The organism is Actinoplanes sp. NPDC051633, from assembly GCF_040681735.1.
Lineage (GTDB): Bacteria > Actinomycetota > Actinomycetes > Mycobacteriales > Micromonosporaceae > Actinoplanes.
On record NZ_JBFAZH010001084.1, the window covers coordinates 1 to 2,610 of the forward strand.

Annotated in this window: 3 protein-coding genes; 2 read left to right on the forward strand and 1 reads right to left on the reverse strand. The window is 75.0% G+C overall.

Annotation, left to right across the window (positions count from 1 at the left end):
- Positions 1–266 precede the first annotated feature (266 nt).
- Together AB0M20_RS37230 and AB0M20_RS37235 are read left to right on the forward strand one after the other, a co-directional pair.
- A complete protein-coding gene (locus AB0M20_RS37230; RefSeq protein WP_364305468.1) occupies positions 267–821 on the forward strand; it encodes a sigma-70 family RNA polymerase sigma factor in 555 nt (184 codons plus the stop codon).
- On the forward strand, positions 818–1,270 hold the full coding sequence (locus tag AB0M20_RS37235; protein WP_364305469.1) for a hypothetical protein: 453 nt from the start codon (positions 818–820) through the stop codon (positions 1,268–1,270). Before AB0M20_RS37230 ends, AB0M20_RS37235 begins: the two co-directional genes overlap by 4 nt.
- Before the next feature lie 47 nt (positions 1,271–1,317).
- Here AB0M20_RS37235 and AB0M20_RS37240 read toward each other — a convergent pair.
- A partial coding sequence (locus tag AB0M20_RS37240; protein WP_364305470.1) for a CHAT domain-containing protein occupies positions 1,318–2,610 on the reverse strand: 1,293 nt, incomplete at its 5' end.

Here is a 2,610-nt window from a genome sequence, read left to right on the forward strand (position 1 = left end):
CAGCAGCGCGAATTCCCGGGTCGCCGGGGCGCCGCCGCGGACCTCGCCGGACGCCACCGTCCCCACCGGAGGGAGCACCACCGTGACGCCCGTTCCCGCGCCGGTAAAGTGACCCGCCCAAGCCGACAACAACTGCGGTCCCGTCATTGCGCAAGCTTAATGATCAGGCGGATCTGTCGGATGGCTGACGTATCTGCCGCCGTCCCGCCCGCTCGTTTCGGTAGCGGACGGTACGACTACGACAACGACTACTGGGAGCACCCCTGATGGATCTACCGGGCACTTCAGCCCCCGCCGAGCTCCTGGAGCGCGCCGCGGCCGGAGACCAGGCGGCGTGGGATGCGCTGACCGACCGGTACACCAACCTGCTGTGGTCCGTCGCCCGCGCCATGCGCCTGACCGAGCCGGACGCCGCCGACGCCGTGCAGGCGACGTGGCTGCGGCTGGTGGAGAAGCTCGGCACCATCCGCGACCCCGAGCGGCTGCCGGGCTGGCTGGCCACGACGATCCGCCGCGAGTGCCTGGCGGTGTTGCGGCAGCGGACCAAGGTGGTGCCGACCGAGGATTTCGACGATCTGGCCGACGCCGAGGAGTCGGCGGTCGACCGGGAGATATTGCGTGAGGAGCGGGACGCGGCGCTGTGGCGGGCGTTCGAGCAGATCTCGACGCAGTGCCGGGCGTTGCTGCGGGTGCTGATGGCCGATCCGCCGCCGACCTACGCCACCGTGTCGGTGGCCCTCGACATGCCGATCGGCGGGATCGGCCCGACCCGGCAGCGCTGCCTGGCCACGCTGCGCCGGATCATGGCGGTGCCGTCTTGAGCGCCGACGACGATCTGCTCGCCGACCTGCGGCGGGTGGCCGGCCTGACCGACCCGGTGCCGGCGTATGTGCGGGCCGCCGCCCGGGCCGCCTTCGAGACCCGGGACATGGACGCGCGGCTGGCCGAGCTGGTCGCGGATTCGGCCGAGCACGCCGGGTTCGAGGCGGTGCGGCAGGTGGCCGAGGAGCGGTTGCTGTCCTTCGAGACGCCGGACGCGCAGGTCGAGGTGACCGTGCGGGCCGAGGGCGCGGGCTGGACCCTGATGGGCCAGGTGTTCGGCGCCGGGCCGGGCACGGCGGTGCTGGAGACGGGTACGCACGGCAGCGTCCCGATCGAGCTGGACGCGCTCGGCCGGTTCCTGGTCGCCGACGTTCCCGGCGGCCCGGTGCGGCTGCGGCTGCGTCCGGCCGGCGCGAGCGATGTGCTGACCTCCTGGGTGACCCTGTGACCCAGCAGTCCTCAGCGGCCCTCTCGTTCTCAGCGGCCCTGCTCTCCTCAGCGGCCCAGGGCCACGAAGGACCAGGCGGTGGCGAGGAGGATCGGGTCGTCCGCGGCCGCTGCGAAGACCCGGACGTCGCGCAGCGCGTCGCTGAACCCGGCGCCGTTCCGCAGCCGCTTGTGGAACCGCGCCATCAGCGCGCTGGTCACCGCGTCGTTGACCGGCACCACGCTGGCCACCAGACTGCGCGTGCCGAGCGGGATCAGGGCGCTGACCATGCCCAGCAGCTCGTCGGCGCTGACCGGCGCGGCGACGCCGGACTCGCAGCTGGAGAGCACCAGCCGGGCCGGGGCCCGGCGCAGCCGCTCGAGGTCGTACACGGTGAGCGGCCCGTCGTCCAGCGCCAGGCTGGAGAAGAGCGGGTTGTCGCCGCGGAAGACGCCGTGCGCGGCGATGTGGGCGGTCCAGGCGCCGTCGAGGGCGCTCAGCGTGGTGTCCACGGTGGCCCGTCCGCTCTCCAGCACGTCCGCGTCGGGATAGGTGCGGGCGAGCTGCTTGATCTCCAGGCCGGTGCCGTCCAGCTCGGGCCCGCGGATCAGCACCACCCGGCGGTCGGCGGAGTGCCCGGAGTGGCCCGCCCGCAGCCAGGAGGCCAGGGACGGAGCGACCACGGCGGGGACGTCCTGCAGGACCGGGAGCATCGTCCAGGGCACCGAGTGCAGCAGGGCGGGCGGCACCACGACGATGGGGCCGCCGCTGAGCACCCCGGCGGCCGGCCCGAGCAGCGCCCGCTGCAGGGCGGCCGCGGCCGCGACGAGGGCGGGCCCGGCCCCGGCGGGCGGACGGCCGCGGGCGAGGCGCCGCAACGCGAACCGGGCCAGCTCCACCTCGCGGACGGCAACCTCGAGCGGCCCGACGACGTGGGTGCAGCAGCGGCCGCCGACGACCGTGGTGGCGTACAGGACGTCGTCCAAGCTGGTCAGCTGGACCAGGTCGTGGTCGCCGAGCGCGGTCCACGGCGCGGCCCCGGCCGGTGCTCCGGTGCGGCCGTCGTGGTGGGCTGCGGCGACCCGGCGGGTCCGCGCCCGGATCGCGCCCTCCAACCCGCGTCGCTCCGCCAGCAGCGTCCGGTCGGGGGTGCCGGCCGCCCGGGCCTCGGCGAGGCGGCGTTCGACGGCGCGCAGCGCGGTGAGCTCGGCCGCCAGCTCCGCGTCGTCGGGCGGGCGGACCGGCTGGGTGGCCAGCGCCAAGGCACGCCAGTGCTCGCTCCAGCGCAGCAGCATCCGGGCGTCACCGCGGGCCACCGCCTCGCGCTGCGCGAGCTCGACCAGCTCGATGCCGTAGAAGGC

Bases quoted from the DNA above. Each gene is read 5' to 3' on its own strand.
- AB0M20_RS37230 (WP_364305468.1), top strand. From the start codon at position 267: ATGGATCTACCGGGCACTTCAGCCCCCGCCGAGCTCCTGGAGCGCGCC.